Origin of the sequence: Peribacillus deserti (assembly GCF_002863585.1) — a bacterium.
GTDB lineage: Bacteria > Bacillota > Bacilli > Bacillales > DSM-1321 > Paraperibacillus > Paraperibacillus deserti_A.
In genome coordinates this window covers 1-25,786 of the sequence record NZ_PGUY01000011.1, presented here as the reverse complement: position 1 = coordinate 25,786, position 25,786 = coordinate 1, and the positions used below count along the sequence as shown (strand labels likewise).

22 protein-coding genes are annotated in these 25,786 nt (G+C 42.5%); 5 read left to right on the top strand and 17 right to left on the bottom strand.

Annotation, left to right across the window (positions count from 1 at the left end; all coding sequences use genetic code 11):
• Nucleotides 1-64: 64 nt before the first annotated feature.
• The 5 genes from CUU66_RS03825 to CUU66_RS03805 all read right to left on the bottom strand — a co-directional run bounded on the left by CUU66_RS03825 (nt 65) and on the right by CUU66_RS03805 (nt 5,072).
• A complete protein-coding gene (locus tag CUU66_RS03825) occupies nt 65-541 on the bottom strand; it encodes a MaoC/PaaZ C-terminal domain-containing protein (protein ID WP_101640356.1) in 477 nt (158 codons plus the stop codon).
• 161 nt (nt 542-702) lie between these two features.
• Nucleotides 703-1,641: a malate dehydrogenase gene (gene mdh / locus CUU66_RS03820; RefSeq protein WP_101640355.1), complete on the bottom strand. Its 939-nt coding sequence runs from the start codon at nt 1,639-1,641 to the stop codon at nt 703-705.
• A 72-nt stretch (nt 1,642-1,713) separates the two neighbouring features.
• Nucleotides 1,714-2,985 (bottom strand): NADP-dependent isocitrate dehydrogenase, encoded by a 1,272-nt coding sequence (gene icd / locus CUU66_RS03815; RefSeq protein ID WP_101640354.1) that lies wholly within the window; start codon nt 2,983-2,985, stop codon nt 1,714-1,716.
• 127 nt (nt 2,986-3,112) lie between these two features.
• Nucleotides 3,113-4,228, bottom strand: coding sequence for a citrate synthase (citZ, locus tag CUU66_RS03810; protein WP_101640353.1), 1,116 nt, complete (start codon nt 4,226-4,228; stop codon nt 3,113-3,115).
• A gap of 382 nt (nt 4,229-4,610) precedes the next feature.
• A complete protein-coding gene (locus tag CUU66_RS03805; RefSeq protein ID WP_101640352.1) occupies nt 4,611-5,072 on the bottom strand; it encodes a DUF441 domain-containing protein in 462 nt (153 codons plus the stop codon).
• A 207-nt stretch (nt 5,073-5,279) separates the two neighbouring features.
• Here CUU66_RS03805 and ytvI point away from each other — a divergent pair, with 207 nt between their 5' ends.
• Nucleotides 5,280-6,401: a sporulation integral membrane protein YtvI gene (gene ytvI / locus CUU66_RS03800; protein ID WP_101640351.1), complete on the top strand. Its 1,122-nt coding sequence runs from the start codon at nt 5,280-5,282 to the stop codon at nt 6,399-6,401.
• Nucleotides 6,402-7,634: 1,233 nt separating this feature from the next.
• On the opposite strand, the gene CUU66_RS03790 is transcribed toward ytvI, so the two are convergent.
• The 8 genes from CUU66_RS03790 to dnaE form a co-directional block, all read right to left on the bottom strand.
• Complete coding sequence (locus CUU66_RS03790; RefSeq protein WP_101640349.1) at nt 7,635-8,021, bottom strand: FxsA family protein; 387 nt, start codon at nt 8,019-8,021, stop codon at nt 7,635-7,637.
• 128 nt (nt 8,022-8,149) lie between these two features.
• Nucleotides 8,150-9,910 carry a pyruvate kinase gene (gene pyk, locus CUU66_RS03785; protein WP_101640348.1) on the bottom strand — a complete coding sequence of 587 codons (1,761 nt, stop codon included), beginning with the start codon at nt 9,908-9,910 and terminating at the stop codon, nt 8,150-8,152.
• Nucleotides 9,911-9,950: 40 nt separating this feature from the next.
• The gene (gene pfkA, locus CUU66_RS03780; RefSeq protein ID WP_101640347.1) at nt 9,951-10,913 is read right to left on the bottom strand and encodes a 6-phosphofructokinase; all 963 of its coding nucleotides are present in this window, start codon (nt 10,911-10,913) and stop codon (nt 9,951-9,953) included.
• A gap of 479 nt (nt 10,914-11,392) precedes the next feature.
• Nucleotides 11,393-12,370 carry an acetyl-CoA carboxylase carboxyl transferase subunit alpha gene (accA, locus tag CUU66_RS03775; protein WP_101640346.1) on the bottom strand — a complete coding sequence of 326 codons (978 nt, stop codon included), beginning with the start codon at nt 12,368-12,370 and terminating at the stop codon, nt 11,393-11,395.
• Nucleotides 12,371-13,234, bottom strand: a complete 864-nt coding sequence (accD, locus tag CUU66_RS03770; protein WP_101640345.1) for an acetyl-CoA carboxylase, carboxyltransferase subunit beta — start codon at nt 13,232-13,234, stop codon at nt 12,371-12,373. It lies immediately after the preceding gene.
• Nucleotides 13,235-13,353: 119 nt separating this feature from the next.
• A complete protein-coding gene (locus tag CUU66_RS03765; RefSeq protein WP_101640344.1) occupies nt 13,354-13,998 on the bottom strand; it encodes a FadR/GntR family transcriptional regulator in 645 nt (214 codons plus the stop codon).
• Entirely contained in the window at nt 13,991-15,229 is a 1,239-nt protein-coding gene (locus CUU66_RS03760) for an NAD(P)-dependent malic enzyme (RefSeq protein WP_101640343.1), read from the bottom strand. The genes CUU66_RS03765 and CUU66_RS03760 overlap by 8 nt, the downstream gene beginning before the upstream one ends.
• 112 nt (nt 15,230-15,341) lie before the next feature.
• Nucleotides 15,342-18,704 (bottom strand): DNA polymerase III subunit alpha, encoded by a 3,363-nt coding sequence (dnaE, locus tag CUU66_RS03755; protein ID WP_101640342.1) that lies wholly within the window; start codon nt 18,702-18,704, stop codon nt 15,342-15,344.
• A gap of 173 nt (nt 18,705-18,877) precedes the next feature.
• Here dnaE and CUU66_RS03750 point away from each other — a divergent pair, with 173 nt between their 5' ends.
• Both CUU66_RS03750 and ytrI read left to right on the top strand, forming a co-directional pair.
• Nucleotides 18,878-19,213, top strand: a complete 336-nt coding sequence (locus tag CUU66_RS03750; protein WP_101640341.1) for a YtrH family sporulation protein — start codon at nt 18,878-18,880, stop codon at nt 19,211-19,213.
• Nucleotides 19,210-19,716, top strand: coding sequence for a sporulation membrane protein YtrI (gene ytrI / locus CUU66_RS03745; protein WP_101640340.1), 507 nt, complete (start codon nt 19,210-19,212; stop codon nt 19,714-19,716). Before CUU66_RS03750 ends, ytrI begins: the two co-directional genes overlap by 4 nt.
• A gap of 95 nt (nt 19,717-19,811) precedes the next feature.
• On the opposite strand, the gene CUU66_RS03740 is transcribed toward ytrI, so the two are convergent.
• The gene (locus CUU66_RS03740; protein ID WP_101640339.1) at nt 19,812-20,756 is read right to left on the bottom strand and encodes a DHH family phosphoesterase; all 945 of its coding nucleotides are present in this window, start codon (nt 20,754-20,756) and stop codon (nt 19,812-19,814) included.
• A gap of 119 nt (nt 20,757-20,875) precedes the next feature.
• On the opposite strand from CUU66_RS03740, the gene CUU66_RS03735 reads away from it, so the two are divergent.
• Nucleotides 20,876-21,181: a YtpI family protein gene (locus CUU66_RS03735; RefSeq protein ID WP_101640338.1), complete on the top strand. Its 306-nt coding sequence runs from the start codon at nt 20,876-20,878 to the stop codon at nt 21,179-21,181.
• A gap of 90 nt (nt 21,182-21,271) precedes the next feature.
• Here CUU66_RS03735 and CUU66_RS03730 read toward each other — a convergent pair whose 3' ends face one another.
• The 3 genes from CUU66_RS03730 to CUU66_RS03715 all read right to left on the bottom strand — a co-directional run bounded on the left by CUU66_RS03730 (nt 21,272) and on the right by CUU66_RS03715 (nt 24,282).
• Nucleotides 21,272-22,591: a CBS domain-containing protein gene (locus CUU66_RS03730; protein WP_101640337.1), complete on the bottom strand. Its 1,320-nt coding sequence runs from the start codon at nt 22,589-22,591 to the stop codon at nt 21,272-21,274.
• 71 nt (nt 22,592-22,662) lie between these two features.
• The gene (locus tag CUU66_RS03725) at nt 22,663-22,896 is read right to left on the bottom strand and encodes a hypothetical protein (protein ID WP_101640336.1); all 234 of its coding nucleotides are present in this window, start codon (nt 22,894-22,896) and stop codon (nt 22,663-22,665) included.
• Between the two features lie 705 nt (nt 22,897-23,601).
• Nucleotides 23,602-24,282 (bottom strand): metal-dependent hydrolase, encoded by a 681-nt coding sequence (locus tag CUU66_RS03715; protein WP_101640334.1) that lies wholly within the window; start codon nt 24,280-24,282, stop codon nt 23,602-23,604.
• Nucleotides 24,283-24,470: 188 nt separating this feature from the next.
• Between CUU66_RS03715 and CUU66_RS03710 the strand changes: the two genes are divergently transcribed.
• A complete protein-coding gene (locus CUU66_RS03710; protein ID WP_101640333.1) occupies nt 24,471-25,568 on the top strand; it encodes a M24 family metallopeptidase in 1,098 nt (365 codons plus the stop codon).
• Nucleotides 25,569-25,786 lie beyond the last annotated feature (218 nt).

Below are 25,786 nucleotides of genomic sequence, written 5' to 3'. Positions count from 1 at the left end.
GATTGATTTGCATAAAAAAGAAGCTTGCTGGTTTTGCAAGCTTTCTTGTGAGGATGCAGATCCATTAGAAGTTGTCTAAGGCATTTCCATCTGTTCCATCAATGAAGGCTGGCGGGCAGACAGCAAAATGTCCATCAATGACGGTTTCATTGTCCTCATTCTCGCCTTGTACGGATATGGTAACCACCTTATTTGCATAATCAATATCAGCTACCTCAAGAAGAAACTTTACAGTTCCATAATGATAAACAGGCTTCCGGAAGTTCAACTCCTGCTTCAATATATAACTTCCAGGGCCGGGTAAATATTTTGAAACTGCAGATGTCATTATCCCCGTGAGCATTAAAGATGGAACCACCGGCTTCTGATACTTCGTCTGGGAAGCATAATCATGTTGTATGTACAGCGGGTTCGCATCGTTTGTAAGCCCTAAATATAATAATAGATCTTTGTCTTCTATTTTTTCAGTAAGTGTAAGTTTTTCTCCGACTTTAATTTCATCAATGACTCTGCCAAGTTTTCTTTTCTTGCCAAGGAGCATGTAAACACGACCTCCAACTTTTTATTGATATAGCCAGCCTTGCCCCGGAAATTCTGCCGTTCATCTGCTTTGATCTCCGCTAAGGCTGTATGAACCAAATAGAAGGGTATAAAGAAGACCGGCGTTATACTTAATCAACAGCCGGTCTCTTGGTCACTATTTTATGCTAAGACATTCATTACATTGCGTACGGAATCAGCGGATTTCTGGAGAGCAGCCTTTTCATCCTCTGTAAGCTCAAGTTCAAAGATCTGCTCAATGCCGTTTGCTCCAAGCACAGTTGGAACTCCAAGGTAAATCCCTTCATATCCGTATTCACCTTCGAGATAAGCGATGCTTGGAAGCACTCTGCGTTGATCTTTAAGGATGGCTTCTGTCATTTCAACCAATGAGGCAGCTGGTGCATAATAAGCGCTGCCGTTTCCTAAAAGATTAACGATCTCAGCTCCGCCTTTACGAGTACGGTCCACGATTGCGTCCAGACGATCCTTAGGAATTAACGTTTCTAATGGGATTCCACCCGCATAGGAATATCTTACCAGCGGAACCATGTCATCCCCGTGCCCGCCTAATACGAACCCGGTGATATCTTTGACCGAAAGGTTAAGCTCCTGGGCAATGAAAGTTCGGAAGCGTGCTGTATCAAGCACACCTGACTGGCCGATTACACGGTTTTTAGGAAATCCTGATTCCTTAAATACAGTATAAGTCATAGCATCTACTGGATTAGTCAGCACGATAATTGTACTTTCAGGGGAATATTTTACGATTTCCTGTGTAACAGATTTCATGACCTTTTGGTTAGTCTGCACAAGATCGTCACGGCTCATGCCCGGCTTACGGGCAATTCCTGCAGTGATGATCACAATATTGGAATCCTTTGTATCCTCATAGCTCGACGTTCCGGTTACGTTAGCATCAAAGCCTTGTACAGGGCTTGCTTCCAGCATATCTAGAGCTTTACCTTTTGTAGGATTTTCAGCCTGAGGGATGTCTACTAATACCACATCTCCTAATTCTTTTTGTGCCAGCAAGAATGCAGTAGTAGCCCCTGTAAAGCCTCCGCCGATTACTGAGATCTTTTTGCGTCTTAGAGTCATGTGAATTCCTCCTCATTTATATGTATACAGGATTGGCAGGCAGAATTTCTGCCTGCCTCCCTTTTTAAGATATTAAACTAGGTTTTTGATTAGCTCGTCAGCGAACTCCGAACATTTTACTTCTGTTGCTCCATCCATTAAACGTGCAAAATCATATGTTACAACCTTATTAGAAATGGTTTTTTCAACTGAGCTGATGATCATTTTCGCTGCTTCTGTCCATCCAAGGTGTTCAAGCATTAACACACCAGATAAAAGAACAGAAGAAGGATTTACCTTATCCTGGCCTGCATACTTAGGGGCAGTACCATGAGTTGCCTCAAAAATGGCATGTCCTGATTCATAGTTGATGTTTGCTCCAGGAGCAATTCCAATTCCGCCTACCTGAGCTGCAAGTGCATCAGAAATATAGTCACCGTTTAAGTTCATTGTAGCAACTACATCAAATTCTTTTGGACGAGTAAGAATCTGCTGAAGGAAAATGTCTGCAATGGAGTCTTTGACAATAATTTTGCCTTCAGCTTCAGCATCAGCCTGTGCTTTGTTGGCAGCTTCGCTTCCATCAGCATCCTTAATACGGTCATATTGTGCCCATGTGAACACTTTATCTCCGAATTCCGCTTCAGCTAATTCATATCCCCAGTTCTTGAATGCACCTTCAGTGAATTTCATAATGTTGCCTTTATGAACTAAAGTTACAGATTTTCGGCCTTCTTTAATAGCATAGTTGATCGCAGCGCGTACTAAACGCTCTGTTCCTTCTTTAGAAACTGGCTTAATGCCGATTCCTGAAGTCTCAGGGAAGCGGATTTTGTTAACGCCCATTTGCTCTTTTAAGAATTGGATTACCTTTTTAACTTCTTCAGAACCCTCTTGGTACTCAATACCAGCATAGATATCTTCAGTATTCTCACGGAAGATGACCATATCGGTATCTTCAGGACGCTTGATAGGTGAAGGTACACCATCAAAATAGCGAACAGGACGAAGGCAGGTAAATAGATCCAGTTCCTGGCGAAGCGCAACGTTCAGGGAACGGATTCCTCCGCCGACAGGAGTAGTCAGAGGACCTTTGATTGCGATTATGTATTCGCGGATCACATCAAGAGTTTCAGCTGGAAGCCATTCTCCAGTTTGATTAAATGCTTTCTCTCCGGCAAGTACTTCTTTCCAGACGATTTGTTTTTCGCCATTATATGCTTTTTCAACGGCAGCTTCTAATACACGGGAAGCAGCTGCCCAGATATCCGGTCCGATTCCATCGCCCTCGATAAAAGGGATAACCGGGTTGTTAGGCACATTTAATGTACCGTTTTCTACAGTGATTTTTTGGCCTTGTGTCATTTTTGTTTCCTCCATTTTCAAAGTCGAAGGTTAGATGATTCATAGCCATCTAACCTTACATATTCTCTTTCTATTTTTAATTTACTATAAATTTAGATACATAGTAAACTATTCGCATTTTACGAGACTATCTTAATTCAATCGGAACATATTTCTGCATATCCGGACCTGTATATTCAGCACGAGGTCGGATGAGGCGGTTGTTATCATACTGTTCAAGAATATGCGCAAGCCAACCGGAAGTTCTGCTTACTGCAAAGATAGGCGTAAATAGATCATGATCAATGCCAAGGCTGTGGTAGACAGATGCAGAATAAAAGTCTACGTTTGGCGGAAGAGGTTTTTGTGAAGTCACCAGTTCTTCAATTCTAACAGACATTTCGTAGTATTTAGACTGTCCTGTCAGCTTAGTTAATTTTTCAGACATTTCTCTCAAGTGCTTCGCACGCGGATCTCCTTTTCGGTACACCCGGTGGCCAAAGCCCATAATTTTTTCCTTGTTCTGCAGTTTTTCACTGATATAAGAGGTTACGTTTTCAACAGAACCAATCTCAGAAAGCATTTTCATAACAGCTTCATTTGCTCCTCCATGAAGAGGTCCCTTTAGTGCACCAATAGCAGCAGTAATACCGGAATAGATGTCTGATAGAGTAGCTACACACACACGTGCAGTAAATGTAGAAGCATTTAATTCATGGTCAGCATGGAGTACAAGCGCTTTATTGAACGCTTCCACTTCAATTGAAGATGGCTCTTTGCCGCTGAGCATATATAGGAAATTTGCAGCGAAGCTTAAATCTGTCCGCGGTGCTACCGGTTCAAGCCCTTTTCTCACACGGGAAAACGCTGTCACGATTGAGGGGATTTGAGCCTGGATTCGAATAGCTTTACGGTAGTTCGCTTCTGCATCCATTACGTCGGCTTCTTCATCATATAGAGCCAGCAGTGAAATGGCAGAACGAAGAGCGGCCATTGGATGTACTTCTTTTATAGGATACATCTTGAAATGGTCGAGCACTTCTTTCGGAAGTTCAGCATTTTGTGCCAGCTGCTGTGTCAATTCCTCTAGCTCGCTTTGATTGGGAAGGCGTCGGTGCAAAAGCAAGTATAAAACTTCTTCAAAACTAGCATTCTCTGCTAGGTCATCAATATCATACCCAACATATGTTAATGTATCGTCAATGATGGAACTGATAGAGGAAGTGGTTGCTACTATTCCTTCAAGACCTTTAGTTGCTGTCATAAAAACCTCTCCTTTTAGAAAAATTTCCCCAATATATAAAAATATATAAAGACTATATTTGGCAAAATATCTCTCCTATGTACTTTTATGCAATAACCCCGCAGTTGGCAAAAGTGTCTCAATGCCTAAAGACATAGTAAATATTTTATATTTTACCCCTTCAGCACCACCCCGAAACTCTTCACCGAGCGCTTGTTCAATCCGCTTCCGAGAGTTTCTATTTTAGAAGACTACCAAGTAGGCGCTTACATAATGTATTATAAACAATTATCAGATATTTGTGAATGAAAACGCCTCAAATAATTAATTAATTATTTTATTAGAATAAGGAAGATTACAATATATGGTTATTAACCTGCCGCTCCATGAGAGAAGAGCCGCTCTATTTGAACAGCTCTATGAACCTCATACACATGTAAGCGATTCCTGCACCAATTAAAGGGCCGACAGCAACTCCTTTAAAAAGTGATACTGCTATAATGGTTCCAAAAACAAGCGCTGCCGTAAGATGGGGATCATCAGCAAGAAGGACAAGGCCATTTTTAGCAATGAGCGCTACTGCGATTCCTGATCCTAAAGCAATCCATGCATAAGGGGACCTTAAGGATTCTCCCAGTTCTTTAAATCCGATAGATCCACTTGCTACAGGCACCAATACCGAAATAGTGATGACGGTCACTCCCCAATTGATCCCTTTTGCCTGAAGATGAGGAAAGATTTTAGTATCTAATCCAACAGCCTTTACAAGCAATAACACACCTGCTGAAAATACAAGCGAGTAGTTCCTCGCTATTAAGCCAATACCGAGAAGGAGAAATAAAAATAAGACCGGACTCCATGACATCGTGATCTTCCCTTCATAAATATTTTAATAAAATAATTTTACCAGTAGAGTCTGCAGCCTATCCTATATTTATACATTTTAGCTTATAATGGAAAACTATCAGCTCTGAACCCTTTCTTTTTTTAAAATCCATAGATAAAATAAAATTACATGCATATAAAATATATAGGACATTCCGCTCGCCTGCGCGAAAAGGGAGGAAAGTGTTTGAACCCTGCATACATTTACCGATTTGTACGTTTCTGCATAACAGCAGCAGCTGTTATAGCTGGAACCATGGCCTTGCTTTATTTATGGAGATATACATATCCTTTCGTCATCGCTTTTTTCATTGCGTTTTTAATCAACCCTTTAGTAGGCTTTTTTCAGCAAAAAGGGAAGCTGCCGAGAGGCATATCCGTACTGCTTGCCTTACTCACCATCATCAGCTTGCTTGCCGGGCTTATTACTTTATTAATTACCGAAATCGTCTCTGGAGCCAATTACCTCGCAGAAGTAGTACCTCAGCATATAGAAACCCTTATCGATTATATTGAAACGCTTATCGCTACAGAAATCCTGCCACAGTACAATAAATTCACCGCTTACTTTAAAAGCCTGGATTCAGGCCAGCAGGACACCGTAATGGAGAATATCCAGATTGCCGGCAAAAAGATTGCCACCGCTGCAGGGGACTTCATCCAGGAATTTTTCCATAACATCCCGGCCATTTTGGGCTGGTTCCCGAACGCAGCAACAGTTCTTGTCTTTTCCCTGCTCGCCACATTCTTTATCAGTAAAGATTGGAACAAATTAGCCCGGCTCGGAAACCAGATTTTGCCCGTTAAAGTCAGCACAAGCAGCAAACGAGTATTCCTTGACCTAAAAAAGGCCTTATTCGGCTTTATCAAAGCGCAGTTCACACTCATCTCGATCACCACTGTTATTGTATTAATCGGCCTGCTTGTTTTACGCGTAGATTATGCAATTACGATTGCACTGGTCTGCGGAATTGTGGATATACTGCCGTATCTTGGAACAGGAGCCGTGTTTGTCCCGTGGATTCTGTTCGAGGCAATCTCAGGCGATGTGGGACTCGCCCTGGGTCTCGGTATTCTTTATCTGGTTGTCCTCATCCAGAGGCAGATCATGGAGCCTAAAGTACTGTCCTCCAGCATAGGGCTCGACCCGCTCGCAACACTTATAGCCTTGTTTATCGGTTTTAAAACCATCGGATTCCTTGGATTAATCGTCGGTCCGGTCATATTGGTGGTTCTTTCTACTCTTCACAGGGCAAATGTCTTTTATGATCTTTGGGCTTTTATTAAAGGAGATGAACCAGCAGGATAACCTGTTTAACAATAAGGAAGAGATGGCAGCTTTGATTGGTCTATTTTACATTTAAGCTGAGGTGCGTTCGGGATTACCTGTGTTACTTTTAACACGAGGTGCGTTCGGGATTACTTATGTTACTTTTAACATGAGGTGCGTTCGGGATTACCTGTGTTACTTTTAACATGAGGTGCGTTCGGGAGTACCTGTGTTACTTTTAACATGAGGTGCGTTCGGGATTACCTGTGTTACTTTTAACATGAGGTGCGTTTGGGATTACCTGTGTTACATTTAACATGAGTGCGTTTGGGATTACTAGTGTTACATTTAACATGAGTGCGTTTGGGATTACCAGTGTTTCAAGGTGCCAACGGGATTTGTTTTCGCAAGTCTTACTTATATAACAATGTTGTATGACCATTTTAAGACTAAAACGATGTACTGCTGTCAAAAGGTTCCGGGGCGGATAAATTAAACTCACAGGGTAAGGATAAATAAACGGGAAAGTGCGTAGGGCCCGGCCAAAATATAGATAGACCTTTTGGAACGAGTAAGGACCTTAGGTTAAACATGAGCTTCCGGAGTAAGCATAGGATCCGCGGGTTACGCATTTTATTCTTCGGAATAAGCATAAAGCCTTCTGAATAAGCTAAGGTCCGTAGAATACGCATAAACCCTTCTGAATAAGCATAAGGCCCGTAGAATACGCATAAACCCTTCTGAATAAGCATAAGGCCCGTAGAATACGCATAAACCCTTCTGAATAAGCATAAGGCCCGTAGAATACGCATAAGACCACAACGATAAGCATACAAAGCTGCAGAATCAGCATAAATGGTAAAAACATAAGCATAAAGCTTGAAAACTTAAGCATATATGTTAAAAACATAAGCATAAAGTCCAGAAACTTAAGCATAAGCCCCTAAAGAAGATACAAAAATTATTCGGTTTATGCAATATCACAAAAATCAGCACATTTTAGTCTCCCTATCATTGTGAATGATTTAAAAATTCGTTATTTTATAAAAAAAGAGGTTATTTTTGATCAAAATCACGAGTAAATCCACACTCTTAAAAAAGGCCCTCGGTTTCACCTGGCTGGTGAGACAGAGGGTCTTTTTTTAACAAATTCTTTACAAGATATGAACCGAACTTTGTGGGATCCGATGAAATCACCTGACGCAGAAAATCATACTAAAATAACAATACCAGCTGCAAAAAGGAAATCCGTCTTTAGTCGGGCCAAAGCATTCAGCGGATAATATTGATTCGTCCTTTATTAATTGCATTTCGCAGTGATTTTTTAATGATTGGCTTTATTAACGATCTGAGGGGCGGAAGCAGCAAAAATAATCCCAAGATATCGGTGATAAAACCTGGTGATACAAGCAGGCAGCCTCCAATCAAGATACACGCGCCATCTATGATCGATTCACCCGGTATTCTCCCATAGCTCAATTCCTGCTGTACTCGTCTAATCGTTTCCAGTCCCTGTTTTTTAGCTAAATATGAACCGGCTATTCCAGTTATGATGATCAGAAGGATAGTCGGTATCACCCCGGCTGCTTTACTTGCAAGTAGAAAAGCTCCGATCTCCAATGCAGGCACCACTATAAAAATACCTAAAAGAATTTTCATCCATATCCTCCTGTTAAAAAGCTTCTTTTTATAAGTTTAACATGTTCCGCTCATATACATGCAAAATAAAAAGGGCGGAAGCAAAAGCTCTCCCCGAGTCTTTGCTTCCACCCTATATATGTTATAGATTAAAGTACTTTTGTATTTCCTTCGTAGATCGTTCCACGACGGGCATCTACGGTTACAGTCTGGCCGTCTTTTAAGATCGTTGTAGCCTGCTCAGCACCCACGATTACCGGGATTCCCAAGTTTACCCCTACAACAGCTGCATGGCTTGTAAGGCCTCCCTCTTCCGTAATAAGGGCTGCACATCTTTCAATTGCAGGCATCATATCCCGGTCAGATCCGTATGTCACAAGGATACAGCCGTCTGTCACTTTGCTGTTGGCTTCTTCAGCATTTCTGGCTATGACTACTTTGCCTTTAGCTGATTTTCTTCCGATTCCCTGTGCTTTAATTGTTGCATCGCCTAGAACGTGAATTTTCATCAAGTTAGTCGTTCCTGTTTCTCCAACCGGAACACCCGCTGTAATGACAACCAGATCACCGTGGCTTACAATTCCGGATTCCAGGCTCTTTTCGATTGAAATATCAAGCATTTCATCGGTAGACTCAGCTTTTTGTCCGATTTGAGGATATACACCCCATACAAGCGCCAGCTTCCTTGATACGCTGTCGCTGGAAGTTACGGCAACGATTGGTGCCTTAGGACGGTATTTAGAGATCATACGCGCTGTATGTCCGCTCTCTGTTGGCGTGATAATAGCCCCAGCTTCTAAATTAAGCGCAGTATATGCTGTAGACTGTCCAATCGCATCTGTTACATTATGTTCGTTAGTCTTGCTTCTTGCAGCAACAATTTCTTTATAGTTCAAAGCTGTTTCTGTATGGGAAGCAATATTATGCATCGTTTCCACTGCTTCAACAGGATAGGAACCTGCAGCTGTTTCACCAGATAGCATGATTGCATCGGTACCATCAAAGATTGCATTCGCAACATCGCTCGCCTCAGCACGGGTAGGGCGGGGATTTCTCTGCATAGAATCAAGCATTTGAGTGGCAGTAATAACCGGCTTGCCTAGGGTATTACATTTTCTGATCAATTCCTTTTGAACAAGAGGAACCTCTTCTGCCGGAATTTCAACTCCCAAGTCACCGCGGGCTACCATCAATCCATCTGAAACCTCCAGGATTTCATCAATATTCTCGACACCTTCATGGTTTTCAATCTTAGGGATAATGTGGATGTGAGAAGCATTATGCTGTTCTAAAAGTTCACGGATCTGCAGCACATCTGAAGCGCGTCTTACGAAAGATGCTGCTATGAAATCGATCCCCTGCTCGATACCGAAGATAATATCCTGCTTGTCTTTTTCGGTGATTCCTGGAAGCTTAACGGAAACTCCCGGTACGTTTACACCTTTTTTATTTTTTAATACACCGCTGTTCAAGATTTTAGTCTGAATGATTCCTTCTTCTTTCCTGACGTCTGTTACTTCTAAGCCAATCAGTCCGTCGTCAAGAAGGATTTTCGATCCTATGTGGACATCATCCAATAATCCTTCATATGTAATGGAGAACCTTTCGGCTGTGCCCAGCACTTCTGTCATTGAAATTTCAGTAACAGCACCTGAGTTCAGCTCAATAGCACCATTTTCCATATTATGAGTCCTGATTTCAGGTCCCTTTGTATCTAATAAAATAGCCAGCTGTTTTCCAGTAGTCTCAGAAACTTGGCGAATCGTCTTGATTCTGCCGCCATGCTCTTCAAAATCACCATGAGAAAAGTTCAGTCTGCACACATTCATTCCTGCTTCTGCGAGAGCAGTCAGCTTTTCTGCGCTTTCGCTTGCCGGGCCGATCGTACATACGATTTTCGTTTTACGCATGTTTCTTTATACCTCCCAATTATATTGCTCAAATTCAGTTTTATATAGATAACTCTTTAGATAAGTCAAACATCTGATGATCCAGCGTGTGTTTCTTTTGAGTCAATGCTTCGATAATATCATAATCCACGAGCCTGTTCTGTTCGATTCCAACAGCACGGCCGCCTTTTCCTTCTAATAGCAGTGAAACAGCCTGGGCTCCCAGTCTGCTCGCAAGAACACGATCAGCTACAGTCGGAGAGCCTCCCCGCTGAATGTAACCCAATACAGAAACCCGTGTTTCAAAATCCGTAAGCTCTTCAAGCTTCTTAGCTACTTCTACGGCACTTCCTACACCTTCAGCAACAATGATGATACTATGTTTTTTACCACGGTCCTGGCCTCGTTTCAGACGCGCAATAACATCATTTATATCGTCAGCAGATTCAGGGATTAAAATAGATTCAGCACCGCCCGCCAGGCCCGCCCAAAGAGCGATATCACCTGCATCACGGCCCATTACTTCAATAACATACGTTCTTTTGTGGGATGTCGCAGTATCCCTGATTTTATCAATTGCATCTATTACCGTATTAATAGCGGTGTCAAAGCCAATTGTAAATTCAGTTCCAGGGATGTCGTTATCGATCGTACCGGGCACTCCTACACATGGAAAGCCTCGTTCAGTTAACGCTTTGGCTCCCATGTAAGACCCATCGCCTCCAATAACCACAAGACCTTCTATTCCGTGCTTGTTAAGCTGTTCAATTGCCTTCAGCTGTCCTTCTTCCGTTTTCATTTCCGGGCAGCGGGCTGAGAACAGCATGGTACCGCCGCGATGGATGATATCCCCTACAGAACCGATTTCAAGCTTCTTAATATCTCCTTTAATAAGCCCTTCGTAGCCGTGGTAGATACCATATACTTCAACTTCATGAAAAATTGCTTTTCTTACAACCGCACGTACAGCGGCGTTCATCCCAGGGGAATCTCCACCACTGGTTAATACACCTATTCTCTTCAAAAAGATCACCCCGATTAAAAAATAGCAGCTGTGGCAATGCTGCCAGGTACCAATATTACCTGTTAGTCCCGACATCCTATTTATGTACATAAGGATCAGCCCTGGCCAGCTATACCTAAGATAGATTTATTCCAATAAACTCCCTGCTGAGGCAGCTAAAATTCTCATATAAAAATAGTATAGACATTTTGTGCTAAACCTAACTTATAAATTTGAAAAACCGGGCTGCACAATACCTCGGGACAAAAGCGGCCTGCAGTTTTTCTATGCATAAAAACGGGTATAGGACCCTTAAACCATTTAATAAGCATAAAAAACACTTGGCTGAGCAGCCGTTTCTAATTAACAGCCATAATTCGTAAACCTTAATTTGTGAAATAACGTACATATTATAAAATATAAATACCTGATTTACAAAATATCAGTTTAGCAAAGTTTTCATAAAAATAAAAGAGAACGTGCATAAAAAGATGCACGTTTTATTTTACCCCTGTATATTGATGCGAAAACGAATATTCACCGATCTTTTTGAATTTTTGGTATCTTCGCTCAACCAGTTCATCACTGGAAAGATCCTGAAGCCCTTCAAATGCTTTCCGAAGCTCCTCTTCAATAAATCCTGCCTGCTCTGTAACATCTTTATGGGCTCCTCCGCTCACTTCCCGGATAATCCCATCTATGACCCCAAGCTCTTTCAAATCAGGTGCCGTTATCTTCATTGTTTCAGCAGCCCTCTTTGCCAATGAAGCGTCTTTCCAAAGTAAGGCAGCTGCCCCTTCAGGAGAGATGACAGAGTAAGTGGAATTCTCAAGCATTAGAATGTGGTCTCCAACTCCAAGCGCCAAGGCTCCGCCGCTTCCGCCTTCACCAATGACGATGCATACGATCGGCACTTTAAGACCGCTCATTTCATAAATATTCCTGGCAATTGCCTCGCTCTGTCCGCGTTCTTCTGCTGCTTTTCCTGGATAAGCGCCTTTCGTATCTATAAAGCAGACAATAGGACGGTTAAACTTCTCAGCCTGTTTCATAAGCCTTAAAGCCTTTCGATTCCCCTCTGGATGAGGCATACCAAAATTCCGTTTGATGTTATCTTTTGTATCCTTGCCTCTCTGATGACCGATAACCGTGACTGGAATTCCCTGAAATTTAGCGATTCCACCGACGATTGCTGCATCATCACCAAAGTATCTGTCACCATGGCATTCAAAGAAATCAGTAAAAATGTGTGATATATAATCAAGAGTAGTCGGTCTGGCTGGGTGCCTTGCCACCTGGACCCTGTCCCACGGCTGCATATTGTTATAAACCTCCGTTTGAAGCTTGGCCAGCCTGCCCTCAAGCTTTTCAATTTCAGAGGATAAGTCCACATCTGCCTCTTGTGTCAATTTTCTTAAATCCTCTATCTTACTTTTAAGCTCTACTATCGGTTTTTCGAACTCTAATTCTCCTACCATCTATAGCTCACCGCCCGGCGAATGAATATCCAATATATTTTCAAGCGTACCCTTAAGCTCATGCCTGTGAACTACCCCATCCAGCTGTCCATGTTTTAATAAGAATTCACTGGTTTGAAAATCTTCCGGCAGCTCTTCCCGGATGGTCTGCTCTATAATACGCCTGCCTGCAAATCCAATTAGTGCCCCTGGCTCTGCCAGATTATAATCCCCCATAGAGGCGAAACTTGCCGATACCCCTCCAGTTGTAGGGTGGGTCATGACCACGATATAAAGACCGCCATTTTCGCCGAATCTCTTAAGTGCAACGCTGGTTTTGGCCATCTGCATAAGGCTTAGTACACCTTCCTGCATACGGGCGCCGCCTGAAGCGGTAAAAATAACAAAAGGCACACCAAGTTCATCAGCTTTTTCGACGGCTCTCGTAATTTTTTCACCGACTACAGAACCCATACTTCCCATACGAAAGCTTGCATCCATGATCGCCGCTGTAACAGCATGTCCGTTTATTTTACCGGTCCCTGTAACAACTGCCTCATTAATACCGGATTTCTCGGCATCTGACTTAATTTTTTCCTCATATCCGGGAAAGTCCAGAGGATTGACAGTAACCATATCTTTATCAAGCTCTGTAAAGCTTTCCGGATCAAACAGGATCTCTATTCGTTCTGATGATTTCATAGGATGATGGAATCCGCAATGCATACAAACCTTAAGATTTTTAAGCAGCTCCTTGGTGTACATGATTTTCTTACATTTAGGACACTTTGTCATAATCCCTTCTGGTACTTCATGTCTGCTTTGCTCTGAAGGGATGGTAGCATACTTTTTCTTTTTAGATTTTGAAAATAAATCCTTTATCAATGATGTAACCTCCCCTAAACTTTCAGCCGCATTAAAAGCGTCTCCTTATTATTACTACAACAAGATATTATAGTGCTCGTCCGCGGATTATTTGGCGAAGATATCAACTACTTGAACTGTCAACTTTTGTCCGACAATCTTATCCCTTTTGAATAAATTCTGTCTATCTCATCCGAGTCCTTGTGCATAAGAGCGTGCAGCAACTCCACATAAAGCTGTTTTGGAGCCTTCCGGTTTGGCCCGCCGGCTGATTTTTCATAGCTATTGACAACAATCCATATTCTTTCCAATAAATGATTAGGGTTTATCTGAAAAACCCTTTGAAAGAAAGCTTCATCATCAAAGTCTTGGGTTTTCGCCCACTGAATCATATCCTCTATGTCAGCCTGCGCTGCTTTATTCACAACACCTTGAAGACATGCCTGTTCTAATAATATTTTAGTTTCGCTTAAATTGTTCCTGGAATTTTCATCGAGCAGAAAAAAGGCTCCAAGTAATTCCACCAATCGATGTTCCTGAAAGACTTTAATGAAGGTTCCTTCTCCGCGCCTTGTCTCGATCAGGCCAAGGAGCTCCAGAGAGCGTAGAGCTTCCCTTACGGAAGAGCGCCCTACTTGAAGGCGCTCAGAAAGTTCCCTTTCAGAAGGTATTTTATCACCTGGCAGCAATCCGTCGGCCTGGATCATCAGCCTCAATTCTTCTACAATATCCAGGTAGATCTTTGACTGTTTATTTTTAACTGAATCCGCACGGTTATCATTCATCTTTGTCAATAGATGAAAGCTGGCGTGTTTTTTCTTTGATTTCTTCAGGATCCACTTTTATACGCGCCACTCCTGTTTCCATTGCTGCCCTTGCTACAGCAGCGGCTACTTCTGGAGCCACTCTTGGATCAAAAGGAGCCGGAATCACATAATCAGCCTGCAGCTCATCGTCGCTGATCAGACCTGCAATCGCCTCTACTGCCGCCACTTTCATTTTTTCATTGATATGTGTAGCCCGTACATCCAGGGCTCCTCTGAATATACCTGGAAATGCTAAAACATTGTTGACCTGGTTTGGAAAATCAGAACGGCCCGTTCCCACAATTTTCGCCCCGGCGAGTTTCGCTTCTTCGGGCATAATCTCAGGTACAGGATTGGCCATGGCAAAGATAATGGGATCCGGATTCATGCTCTCAACCATTTCTTTCGTCAATGCACCTGCGACAGAAACACCTACAAATACATCAGAACCGCTAATAACCTCTTTTAGGGTACCGCCCTGCTTTTCCCGGTTCGTAAATTTGGCTACGGATTCCTTGACAGCATTCATACCGAATGGCCGGCCTTCATAAATGGCGCCTCTGGAGTCGCACATAATGATATCCCTCACTCCATATGAATACAAAAGCTTGATTATGGCAATCCCCGCAGCACCAGCGCCGTTGGCAACCACCTTGATTTCAGACATGGTCCTGCCAGTAATCTTTAGGGCATTTACCAGGCCTGCTGCGGTAACAATTGCGGTCCCGTGCTGGTCATCATGAAAGATGGGAATATTCGTTTCTTTTTTTAGGCGCTCTTCAATCACAAAGCAATTAGGTGCTGCAATATCTTCTAAATTAACTCCGCCAAAGGTCGGCTCTAGCAGCTTAACTGTTTCAACGATTTTATCGACATCATTTGTATTTAAACAAATAGGAAATGCATCCACTCCGGCAAAGCTTTTAAAAAGAACCGCTTTTCCCTCCATAACTGGCATTGCAGCCTCAGGGCCAATGTTCCCGAGACCAAGTACAGCAGTCCCGTCTGTAACAACAGCTACAGTATTTCCCTTCATGGTATATTCATATACTGTTTCAGGCTTATCATATATAGCTTTGCAGGGCTCTGCTACACCTGGTGAATATGCCAGGCTCAGGTCATCAGCGTTTCTTACAGGGACTTTGGAAACTGTCTCTAACTTGCCCTGATTTATTCGGTGCATGTGCAATGCTTCTTCTCTCAATGTCAACTTGGATTCACTCCTCAGATAATAAAGAAGTCGTAACTGATCTTCTGCAGTAAAGTGGTCTGACCACATTTTCTCTTGTTTACTATAACATATCTTAAATGCTTGTAAAGGTTTAGCGTTTTTTTAAAACTACATTATCAGGACCTACTAATTGTCCAAGCTGTCTTAGACATCCTTCGCCCGCGCTAATCCATTGATCCATTGGCAGCTGAACATAACGGTCTTCTTTCTCATAATAAAGAACAACCTTGGTCAGGCCTTTGTGATTCTGCAGAAGCTTTTTAATCCTAGTCAACAGTTGTTTCGTATGCTTATCTTTTTCTACTTTGATAAACAAGCGGTACGCCTCTTCATTTGTATGTCTCTCTAAATCTTCAATTGAATAAGAATCTTCAACAATAAGCTGTTTTTTTCCGTCCTTAGTTTCAACCGAACCATGCAGCATGAACACATTTCCCTTTTTGTACTGAAGCGATTTCTTCCGGTAAACGTTCGGGAATACAACACATTCCAGGTCTCCTGTTTCATCGCTTACCGATAGGAATGCCATCGTTTCACCTTTCTTTGTGCGGATTGTTTTCACCTCTGTTATATATGCGGGGACATACCCTTTTTTCACTTCCCTCTCCACTGCCTCATGTATGGAAATGGAACCGAAATAGTGAAATAGCTTTTTAAATGGAGTAACGGGATGATCCGATAAGTAGAGGCCTAGAGCCTGCTTTTCGAGCTCAAGCTTATCCAGAGTGCGGATCGGTTCCACTCGAAGATATTTTGGCTTTAATGTAAATTCACTGTTAGCAAAGAGGTCGAACTGATCGTCATCTGGATTCACCAGCTCGTTATGCTCCAATGCAACATCGAGGCTCGCAAGAAGAGTAGCTCTGTCTTCACCAAACTCATCAAAGGCACCTGAATGGACCAGTGCTTCTAATGATTTCCGGTTAACTGCCTTGGAAGAGACACGCAGACAAAAGTCAAAAAGATCTTCAAAGGGCTTTTTCCTTCGAGCTTGAAAAATTTCCCGTATAGCAGCAGCTCCTATTCCCTTAATGGCTGCTATACTGTACCGGATCCCCTGTGCTTCAGGCTTAAAAGCGAAATGGCTCCTATTAATTGAGGGAGGCAGCACTTCAATTCCTTTCGATTTCATTTCTCTTATATACTGGGCAATTTTGTCTTCGTTCCCAACCACAGAAGTCAAAAGAGCAGCCATAAAATAATGGAAATGATGTGCCTTTAAATACGCGAGCTGGTAAGCAATGATACTATACGCAACCGCATGGCTTCTATTAAATCCATAATTGGCAAACCGGACAATTAGATCATAGATCTCATTTGCTGCGTTTTCTTCATATCCTTGCCTTCCTGCCCCTTCAACGAAGTGGGCCCGCTCCCTGTCTAATACATCTTTTTTCTTCTTGGATACAGCCCTTCTTAATAAATCCGCTTCCCCCAGCGAAAAACCTGCCATCTTTGCAGCAATCTGCATAATTTGTTCCTGATACACGATTACCCCGTATGTGGGCTTGAGAATGGGCTCTAAATCGATATGAGGATATTCAAGAGGTTGAATTCCATGTTTTCGATCAATGAACAGGGGGATATTCTCCATCGGTCCCGGACGGTATAAAGCATTCACCGCAACAATGTCCTCGAATCGGGTCGGCTTAAGCTTTGTAAGCACATTTCGCATTCCCTCCGATTCCAGCTGGAACACCCCTGTAGTTTCCCCTTTTCCAAGGAGTGCAAATGTATCAGAATCCTGTAATGGAATTTCATCAAGCCGCGGCCGCTTCCCCGTCCCCTTTTGAATCATCTCGAGAGTATTTTCTATAAGTGTTAAATTTCTCAACCCAAGAAAGTCCATTTTCAGCATTCCCAGTTCTTCCAGATTTTCCATCGGGAACTGAGTAAGATGGATCGCTTCCTGCCCTTCCTGAATAGGTATGAGCTCAGTCAGGGGCTTATCTGAGATAACAATGCCGGCTGCATGTGTAGACGTATGTCTCGGCAGCCCTTCCAGCTTCAATGCAGTCTGGAATAGATTCCGGTTAAACTCATTTTCGTTTACAAAATTTTGTAAATGTTTGGATTCCTTCAACGCTGCTTCCAAAGTGATGCCGAGGCGGCTAGGAATCATGCGGGACAATCCCTCCAGCTCTTTCTGGTTCAATCCGAAAACTCGTCCTACATCCCTGAGAGCAGCTTTAGCAGCCATCGTCCCAAAAGTTATAATCTGTGCAACATGAAGTTCTCCGTACTTTTTAGCCACATAGGAGATCACTTCATCCCTTCTTGTGTCCGGGAAATCAATGTCAATATCCGGCATGGAGATACGCTCTGGATTTAAAAACCTCTCAAATAACAGCCCATGTTCCAACGGGTCAACATCTGTAATCCTTAATACATAAGCCACCATGCTCCCTGCCGCAGACCCACGGCCAGGACCCGTTAAGATGTTCTGTGTTCTTGCAAATCTCATAAAATCCCAAACAATCAGGAAATAATCACTGAAATTCATTTTCTTGATGATTTCAAGTTCATATCTCAGCCTTTGCCGGTGTCCAGGGGCTGAGTCGGGGTATCTTTCCCTGAATCCTTCCTCACAACAGGCCTCAAGCATCTCATCTGCGGTTCTGTCTCTGTCCACCGTATATTTAGGAAGCAGCTTTCGGTTAAATTCTATGAGGACATTGCAGCTCTCACCAATCCGGATTGTATTTTCCAAGGCTTCAGGCAGGTCATGGAATAATTCAGCCATTTCAGCTTTGCCTTTTAAATAGTTTTCATCTGTATCTAATTTATGCCGATTTTCATCGCTGAGCTTTTCGCCATTTCTAATAGCCAGGAGCACCTCTAAAGCAAGAGAATCTGACCTTTCGAGGTAATATACGGGGTTCCCGGCTGCAAGATCGGTGTCTGTTTCGTGTGACAGGGCCACAAGCATTTTGTTCAGTCTCTCTTCTTCATTCCGCCCAGTCCGGTGAACAGCCATATAAAACGACTGCTCCTCAAAGATCGATTTAAACTTGAATAAGTGACTCAGGGCATTTTCTTTTTCGTCCCTGAGCAGCAAGGTTTCGATTATGCCTTCTCTGCCTGGAGTGATTGCAGTTAATCCTTCTGAATAAGCCTTCAGCCATTTTAGAGGAAGTCCTTCAGGAGATTTTGTTTTGATGGCACTGCTGATTTTAAGGAGATTTTGGTACCCCTTATTGTTCTTTGCGAGCAGTACAAGAGGGAAAGCACCCGTGTCATCATGCAATATATCAGCAGTCAGTCCAATAATCGGTTTAATTTTCTGCTTTAGGCATTCTTTATAAAAATCTATTACTCCATACATAGCGTTTCTATCTGTAAGGGCAAGCGCCTCATAGTTCTTAGCCTTCGCGCCTGCAACCAGATCCTTGACGCTTGCAGTGCCTGATAACAGGCTGTATGCGCTTTGTACATGAAGATGAATAAAAGCCATCTATTTTCCCACCCTTAATAAGGCTTTGACCCTTTAATTATAGAGGTTTAACGAAAAAAAAGAAAATATGTTCTCATATTACCGCCAAGCTGTTTAACTCTTTTGAACATATCTTTACGGGATTGTCCATATATAAGTAGTAACCATAATTCAATTTTAAGGGCTGATCACTGATGAAAGAAGCATTTTTTCCGGCGTTTGTTAACAGTTACTTTATATCCCTTGGTGTTTTGCTTGGTGGAGCATTAATCGGTGCGCTTGGAGCCTTTTTTACGGAACAGCCCCCCCTTACTGTGGTCTACAGGCTGGCTGACTCTCTAAGGATTTGGGCCATTATAGCTGCAATCGGGGGAACCTTTGATACCGTCTATTCCTTTGAGCGGGGTATTTTTCATGGAGAAACAAAAGATATTGTCAAACAAATCCTGCTGATCCTTTCAGCTCTTGCCGGTGCACAGACAGGAGCAACTGTCATAAACTGGCTGACACAGCAGAATATATCACAATGAGAATCCCCCTCTATTTCAAATCCCCTCTCTGGCAGCGTTTTTTTGCCGGAGCAGCCGCAGGCGGTATCATCAGCTGGCTTATGTTCTTTTATATGCATAGCATCATGCAGGAAAAGCTCATCCAGAAACTGCACAAACAGGGTGAATACATCAAAGATCTAGAAGAAGAAAATGCCCTGTGGGAAGAAGACTATAACAAACTCAATGATAAAAACCTGGAGAGGCTCACCATCCAAGAAGTCAAAGTCACCGTTACCAATTTTCATCTCTACAAAATCGACCGCCTCAGTGTCGCCGAAGCGGTAGAAAAAATCCAGGATGATCTAAACTCTACCCTATTATCAAAGGACTTAGAAACCGTCTACGAAGCAAGATCTCTATTGAAAAAATCAATAGAAAATAAGGTTCTTGAAATAAACAAAAAGAAATACATGCTGGAAGTCTCAGAAGTCCTCTATTACACGACTCTGAAACTAGAGGTTAAATTGAAGCAGGTAAGGTGAGTGCGATCTAAGAGGGTACAAGGGAAGGCTTGTCCCCGTTGCCGGCTTAATTATTTCACAAAAATCAGGCACCCGTTCTTCAGGTGCCTGGATTTTTATTTCGTGTATTCTTTACAGACTTCAATTAAATCATTAACAACGGAATCCACTTCATCCCACGAATGGATGGATGCACCCGAGGCCAGCGGATGGCCGCCGCCATTGTACTTTCTCGCAATTCCGTTGATGACCGGTCCTTTTGAACGCAGTCTTACTCGGATGTTGTCCTCTTCCTCGATGAAGAAAGCCCATGCCTTCAGGTTCTGGACGCTGCCCAGAGAGCTTACCAGCTGTGATGCTTCGGATACTTTCACCTGGAATTTTTCCAGAATGTCCTTCTTGATGACCAGCTTGCCTACACCTTCCGGCTTCAATTCAAAATGCTGGAGTACATATCCTTGCAGGCGTACTACACTTTCTGGCACATCATACATATCGTTAAATAATTCGGTCCTGTTAAAGTTATACGTGATCAGTTCACCCACGTAGCTGAAAGTTTTATTCGATGTGCTTGGATATAGGAATCTCCCCGTATCTCCGACTATCCCAGCAAAGAGGAGCCGTGCCGCTTTGTCCGAGAGCTTTAAGCCCTTGTCTTTGCCGAATAAATAGAATTCATAGATCATTTCACTGCAGGAGCTTGCATTTGTATCCACCCACAGCATGTCACCGTAACGGTCTTCATTGGGATGATGATCAATTTTAATCAGCTTCGCTCCTAGAGTGTAACGAGTATCACAGATTCTTGCCTGATTGGCTGTATCGCACACAATTACAAGGGCATCTGTATATGTATCATCGGAAATTTGGTCCAGTCCCGCCAAATACTGAAGGGATTCTTCCTCTCTGCCAACTGTATAGATCTTCTTCTCAGGAAATGAGGTTCTTAAAATCTCTGCCAGCCCGCATTGTGATCCATAAGCATCTGGATCAGGCCGGACATGTCTATGAAGGATAATGGTTTCGTAAGCTTTTATGGTTTCTAATATTTCTGCTTTCATTTGGAAACTCCTTTATTTTCAAATATGTCAATTTAAGCAACAAGCACGATAAACGCTAGAATTTGACACTTATAACAGGTAAAATGAATGGGACTACTTTCACATCGGAGGAGTGCACATTGCCTGTTTTAGTTGTTCTGATTGTTATTACGTTTTCTTTCTATCTTTATTTCAAAATTAAATATGTACGCACCCAAAAGCCTGCTGAGAAAAAATGGACCGCTACCAAGTCTTCGATGGCTCTTGGACTTTTCGTTGTTCTCTTTGGCATAAACCAGCTCTTTTTATATTCAGGGACTGTGACCTACATAGTTGCAGGCGTGTTTATTCTGCTTGGGGGAATAAACATTTGGGCCGGCTATAAATCATATAAGCATTATCTTCCATTTGTGGTTCAAGAGGCAGAGGATGGCTATAAAAAATAACCGCTGCCTTACAGAAAATATTGACCGGATACAGAAGTTAAAACCATAAGATACAAGAAAAGGCCGCCTCCACCTGCGGCCTTTTTGCATTTATGTCCGGTCAAACAATTGGCACATCATCATCGCTTTGCCAACCAATCTTCCTTCATTATATACTTCAATATCAATCTTTCCAAATTTTCTTCCAATTTCGAGTACCCTCGGGTGAATTTCAATCATGCTGTCCATTTGTACAGGCTTAATAAAGTAGATGGTGATATTCTCAATGACAAGATCTCCTCTTTTGAATGCACGCATCGTCCTGTTTGCCGCATCGGTAACGAGAGCTGTAAATACTCCGTAGGATATGGTGCCAAGATAGTTGGTCATCTGAGGAGTCACTTCACACCGGTAAATATCTTCTCCCTTTACCCGAATCCCTGCACTTACCAGCTGGCTTGTAATCACATCGTCAATCGTTTCGCCGACCTGCGGCTGCCTTTGGATCATTTGCAGAGCCTTTAAAACATCCTGCCTGCTGATAATCCCTTGCAGCACCTGGCTTTCGTCCACTACCGGGATCAATTCGATCCCCTCCCACACCATCATATGGGCACTCGAAGCCACACTGGTCTTTCCCCCTACCGCCATGGGATTCTTGGTCATAACCTTCTCAATCGAAACATGCAGCTCCACTCCGATAATATCCTTGGAAGTGACCATTCCTTGAACCTTGAAAGCAGAATCAACCACTGGAAAACGGCTATGGTTCGTACTTTTATTCAATTCATGCCATTTACTTACCGAATCATCTAAAGATAGAAAAGCAGTCTCGCTTATCGGTGTTAATATATCCTCGACAAGAAGGATTTCCTTTTTAATGAGCTGATCATAAATAGCCCTGTTGATCATGGTCGCAACGGTAAAGGAATCATAGCTGCTTAGAATGATAGGCAGCTCCAGCTCGTCTGCCAGTTTTTTCACATGCTCTTCTGTATCGAAACCGCCTGTAATCAAAACGGCCGCCCCGGCTTTTAAAGCAAGTTCCTGAGCGTTAACCCGATTTCCGACAATCAGCAGGTTTCCTGCTCCGGTATATTTCATCATGGCATCTATCTTCATGGCGCCAATGACAAATTTATTAAGAGTTTTATGGAGGCCGTCTTTTCCTCCGAGCACCTGTCCGTCTACAATGTTAACAACTTCCGCAAATGTCAGCTTTTCTATGTTTTCTTTCTTTTTTCGTTCAATCCGGATTGTGCCCACACGTTCTATCGTACTTACGTAGCCCTTGTTTTCTGCATCTTTTATAGCACGGTAAGCGGTCCCTTCACTTACTCCCAGTGCTTTGGCAATCTGTCTAACCGATATTTTATCCCCAACCGGGAGATCATCGATATATTTTAAAATCTGTTCGTGTTTTGTTGCCAACCTTTTCACCCTTTTTAGGTACTTATTAACACCCATTATAGAATGAAAAGTATTTCTATTCAATGAACCTATTAATAATTACGTACTCTTTTCATGACGCGTCTCTTACTTCCTGAAGCTCTCATTCGTTTCTTAGGTGAATAAAGGATTCCTGATAAATTCCCAGCTGCAACAAACAAAGCCAGCAAAAGCCACATCCCGCTGTAAATCCCGGCCAAACCATCTCCATTTAAATCAAGCCGCGGTACTTGATAATAAAGCATAACCCCGCACAGCAATAAACAAAGCAGATATCTTTGTTTCATCTATAGCCCTCTTCCCTAAAAAATAATGACAAGCTTTAGATATTATATGCAGCTCACCCATAAAAATTGACTAAGGCAGCCCAAGCAAAAAGGGTGCCGCTTAAAAAGGCACTCCCGGCTTCTGAAGAAAGCTGGTCTTTTCATTGTGCAATGGTTTATTGGTCGATAGTACGCAAGGATATAAACTGTTTGATATTTTGCAGGTATTTTCGAGGTTTATGTAAATGTAATATTGCTTATACGATTCTGCCCAGCGTTGAACTTATTCGATTTCCGCTGATTTTTTGTCATTTTTGAATACTCACCTGCGGCTGCAAGAGCGTTTTTTATCGGAAAACAGCTATTTTTAGTGGCTTAACCGTAACCTTCAGTTCGTTTTTATATAAACGGCAGGTGCCAGCTCCTGAATGCAAACGTTTTGGAAACGAAGTAAAATGCTGCAGAATGGCTTATGCTTAACTTTCAGGGAAATATGCTTATGTTCAGACGATTTATGCTTATGTTTTTAGGTTTTATGCTTATGATTTCAACGTTTATGCTTGTCTCTCTTCATTCAATGCTTATCCTGCTGCCTTTATGCTTTTCTTCCAATGAATATGCTGATTGCCGAGCGGGATTCTATTATTTTCGCTTAAAGAAATAAACAAGGCCGCCGAGATTATCTCGGCAGCCTTAGAGTGTCCATAATAAGGACTTCCTGTCACATCACAACTCAATACTTTCTCCCGGCTGCAGCACTTTGCCATTTTTCCCTTCCAGCATATCGATAAAGCTTTGCGGATCTTGTTTAATCTGCGGGAAGGTATTATAATGCATCGGAACCACCTGCTTTGCCCCAAGAAACTTCGCAGCAAGTGCTGCATCTTCTGGCCCCATTGTATAATTATCCCCAATCGGCAGAAATGCAAGATCGATAGGATGGCGTTCTCCAATTAGTTTCATATCTCCGAATAATCCAGTATCACCTGCATGGAATACTGTTTTTCCTTCCGCCATCAATAAAACTCCTGCAGGCATCCCTAAATAAATGATTTCTTTATTTTCTGTTGTAAACCCTGTACCATGAAAGGCCTGAGTGAGTTTTACCTTTCCAAAGTCAAATTTATAAGCCCCGCCGATTGACATGCCATGCGTCCTGACTCCCTGCCAGCTTAAATATGTACTCAATTCAGCGTTTGCAATGACTAATGAATCATTCTCTTTTGCAAGCTGGACTGTATCACCAAGATGATCCCCATGACCGTGTGTTAAGATTATAACATCCGGCTTAATGTCCTCTACAGATAGATCGGTAAGCCCATTACCGGTAATAAATGGATCAAATAAAATGGTTTTCCCCTGTGTTTCAACTTTAACTACTGAGTGCCCATGAAAAGATACTTTCATATCATTACAACCCCTTTCTAATAAAAACCAGAATACGCAGTAATTCATTTACGTATACCCTCATTCTACCATTGTCTAACAGTTTACATTCTAATTTAAGACTGTTAATCTCATAAAGGAAAGCAGGCTTTACCCACAGTATTTTACATATCAGCGATAAGTAAATTTTTCAAAGGAGGTACATACAAATGAACAAACGTATTGTTAACTTTCAGGATTGGCTCAAATCAAAGGATATCCCCTTTGGTTTTATAACTTCCTCTGATAATGTATTTTATCTAAGCGGTTTCCGCAGCAACCCTCATGAACGACTTCTGGCACTAGGTATATTTCCAGATGCTGAACCCTTTTTAGTCTGCCCTTTGATGGAGAAGGAAGATGCAAAGAATTCTGGCTGGAACTTTGAAATCATCGGCTATACAGACATTGAAAACCCATGGGATATGATCCGGAAAGCTGTTGAAAAGAGAAATGTTGAAGTGACTGCAATGGCGGTTGAAAAGGAACACATGAATGTGGAACGCTATGAACAGACTCAGGCTCTCTTCTCACGTCCGCAGCTTATCTCAGCTGAAGGATGCCTGCGTGAACTGCGTATGGTTAAGGATGAAAGTGAATTGGCCTTAATCCGGGAAGCGGCAAGGCTTGCTGACTTTGCTGTTGAAACGGGAGTAAATGAAATTGCTGAAGGTAAAACCGAGCTGGATGTGCTCGCGGCCATTGAATTCGAACTCAAAAAAGCCGGCATTAACGAAATGGCGTTTTCCACAATGGTATTGACAGGTGCAAATGGGGCATCACCGCATGGCACTCCGGGAAAAACTAAAATCCAAAAAGGCGATTTAGTATTATTTGACCTGGGCGTTGTCTACCAAGGATATTGTTCAGACATTACCCGGACCGTAGCCTTTGGGGATCTGACGGAAAAACAAATAGAAATTTACGAAACGGTACGTAAGGCAGAGCTCGCTGCAGTAGAAGCATGCAGACCTGGCGTAACCTGCGCCGAGCTCGACTTAACAGCCAGAAATATAATCCGGGATCTTGGATACGGAGACTACTTCCCCCACCGTCTCGGACACGGACTGGGCATTAGTGTTCATGAATATCCTTCCTTGACAGAAACGAATGACCTTGTACTAAAGCCGGGCATGGTCTTCACCATTGAACCGGGTATTTATGTCCCCGGTGTAGCAGGCGTCAGGATTGAAGATGACATCCTGGTTACAGAAAACGGCTTTGAAGTATTAACCAGCTTTCCGAAAAGTCTGCAATATATAAAGTAACAAGAAAAGCGGAGAACGGTGCTTTTCTAAAAAAACATATATAAACCAAAAATGATGAAGCTTACACTTTAAGAAAACCTAAACTTTTTAGAAAAGCAGACACCTGAAAGGCATAAGATCAAGCGGCAGCGAAAGGCCTCTCTTGCCTTTTGATGCCGATTGGCTTATGACCGAAGGTGTCAGTTCGCAGCTAGACAACAAGAAAAGCGGAGAACGGT

Coding starts and splice junctions, on each gene's coding strand:
- CUU66_RS03825 (WP_101640356.1), bottom strand. CDS start 541: ATGCTCCTTGGCAAGAAAAGAAAACTTGGCAGAGTCATTGATGAAATT.
- mdh (WP_101640355.1), bottom strand. CDS start 1,641: ATGACTCTAAGACGCAAAAAGATCTCAGTAATCGGCGGAGGCTTTACA.
- icd (WP_101640354.1), bottom strand. CDS start 2,985: ATGACACAAGGCCAAAAAATCACTGTAGAAAACGGTACATTAAATGTG.
- citZ (WP_101640353.1), bottom strand. CDS start 4,228: ATGACAGCAACTAAAGGTCTTGAAGGAATAGTAGCAACCACTTCCTCT.
- CUU66_RS03805 (WP_101640352.1), bottom strand. CDS start 5,072: ATGTCATGGAGTCCGGTCTTATTTTTATTTCTCCTTCTCGGTATTGGC.
- CUU66_RS03790 (WP_101640349.1), bottom strand. CDS start 8,021: ATGAAAATTCTTTTAGGTATTTTTATAGTGGTGCCTGCATTGGAGATC.
- pyk (WP_101640348.1), bottom strand. CDS start 9,910: ATGCGTAAAACGAAAATCGTATGTACGATCGGCCCGGCAAGCGAAAGC.
- accA (WP_101640346.1), bottom strand. CDS start 12,370: ATGGTAGGAGAATTAGAGTTCGAAAAACCGATAGTAGAGCTTAAAAGT.
- CUU66_RS03765 (WP_101640344.1), bottom strand. CDS start 13,998: ATGAATGATAACCGTGCGGATTCAGTTAAAAATAAACAGTCAAAGATC.
- dnaE (WP_101640342.1), bottom strand. CDS start 18,704: ATGGCTTTTATTCATCTTCATGTACAAAGCGCATACAGCCTGTTATCA.
- CUU66_RS03750 (WP_101640341.1), top strand. CDS start 18,878: ATGAAAGAAGCATTTTTTCCGGCGTTTGTTAACAGTTACTTTATATCC.
- ytrI (WP_101640340.1), top strand. CDS start 19,210: ATGAGAATCCCCCTCTATTTCAAATCCCCTCTCTGGCAGCGTTTTTTT.
- CUU66_RS03740 (WP_101640339.1), bottom strand. CDS start 20,756: ATGAAAGCAGAAATATTAGAAACCATAAAAGCTTACGAAACCATTATC.
- CUU66_RS03725 (WP_101640336.1), bottom strand. CDS start 22,896: ATGAAACAAAGATATCTGCTTTGTTTATTGCTGTGCGGGGTTATGCTT.
- CUU66_RS03715 (WP_101640334.1), bottom strand. CDS start 24,282: ATGAAAGTATCTTTTCATGGGCACTCAGTAGTTAAAGTTGAAACACAG.
- CUU66_RS03710 (WP_101640333.1), top strand. CDS start 24,471: ATGAACAAACGTATTGTTAACTTTCAGGATTGGCTCAAATCAAAGGAT.